A 1,446-nucleotide genomic window follows, 5' to 3' on the forward strand; every position below is an offset into this window, starting at 1 on the left:
GTCGACCGCAGCCATCTCCTCGAACACCAGTGCGGCGTCGAGTCGCGGCAAGGCGAGGCCACCGATTCGCTCGGGCGCGTAGAGGCCGCAGAAGCCCAGCTCGCCAGCCTTGGCGATCGCCTCCTTCGGGAAGATGGCTTCCGCGTCCCACTGCGCCGCGTGCGGCGCGAACTCGGCCTGTGCAAAGTCGCGCGCACTCTGTGCAAAGGCGCGCTGCTCTTCGGAAAGTTCGAAGTCCATCCGGCGGACTTCTTACTTGAGGCTGATCGTCGTGTTAACGCCGTGCGAGACGGTGCTGTCGTCGAACCAGCGCGCCGTTACCGTCTTGGTCTGCGTGTAGAACATGATGACCTGCTTGCCGTACGGGCCCAGGTCGCCCAGCTTCGACGCACGCGAGCCGGTGAACGAGAACATCGGAACCGGCACTGGAATCGGCACGTTGATGCCGACCTGGCCCACGTCGATGTCTTCCTGGAAGCGGCGCGCCGCGGCACCCGACTGCGTGAAGATCGCCGTGCCGTTGCCGTTCGGGTTGCTGTTGATCAGGTCGATGGCTTCGTCGATGTTCTCTGCATCGGCAATGCACAGCACCGGGCCGAAGATTTCCTGGTCATAGATCGTCATGCCGGGCTTCACGCCGGTGAAGATCGTCGGGCCGACGAAGTTGCCATTCTCGTAGCCGGGTACGGTGGGCTTGCGGCCGTCGAGCACGAGCTTCGCACCGTCAGCTTCGCCACGTTCGATAAGGCCGTTCACGCGGTCGTAAGCTGCGCACGAAACCAGTGGGCCCACGTCCACGCCCTTCTCGGTGCCGGCGCCGATCTTCAGCGTCTTCGCCTTCTCGATGAGCTCGGGCACCCAGTTGCGCGCCTCGCCCACCAGCACCGCGACCGACACGGCCATGCAGCGTTGACCGGCTGCACCGAAGCTCGCACCGGCGAGCGCGTTGAGCGTCTGCTCCTTGTTCGCGTCGGGCATCACGATGGCGTGGTTCTTCGCGCCCATCATGCATTGCGCGCGCTTGCCGGCCAGCGTGGCGCGGTTGTAGACGTGCGTGCCGACCTTGGTCGAGCCGACGAAGCTGATCGCCTTGATGTCCTTGTGATCGCAGATGCCGTTGACGATGGCTTCGCCGCCATGCACCACGTTCAGCACTCCGGGCGGAATGCCAGCTTCGAGCGCCAGCTCGCACAGGCGCATGGTGACCATCGGGTCTTGTTCGGAGGGCTTCAACACGAAGGTGTTGCCGGTGACGATGGCCATCGGGAACATCCACAGCGGGATCATGGCCGGGAAGTTGAACGGCGTGATGCCGGCGCACACGCCCAGCGGCTGCAGCAGCGTGTAGGTGTCGACGCCGTTGGCCACGTTGTTGGCCAGCTCGCCGAGCTGCAGGTTGCCGATGTTCGATGCGTGCTCGACCACCTCGAGGCCGCGGAACACATC

2 protein-coding genes are annotated in these 1,446 nt (G+C 64.7%); both read right to left on the minus strand.

Annotated features, from left to right (window positions below; genetic code table 11):
* Window positions 1–240, minus strand: a 240-nt coding sequence (locus tag ACSFA3_RS23170) for an acyl-CoA dehydrogenase family protein (protein ID WP_435507790.1), incomplete at its 3' end; no start/stop codon positions are given.
* 12 nt (window positions 241–252) lie between these two features.
* Window positions 253–1,446, minus strand: a 1,194-nt coding sequence (locus ACSFA3_RS23175; protein ID WP_435507791.1) for a CoA-acylating methylmalonate-semialdehyde dehydrogenase, incomplete at its 5' end; no start/stop codon positions are given.

It is taken from the genome of Variovorax glucosi (assembly GCF_051216695.1).
Classification (GTDB): Bacteria; Pseudomonadota; Gammaproteobacteria; order Burkholderiales; family Burkholderiaceae_C; genus Variovorax.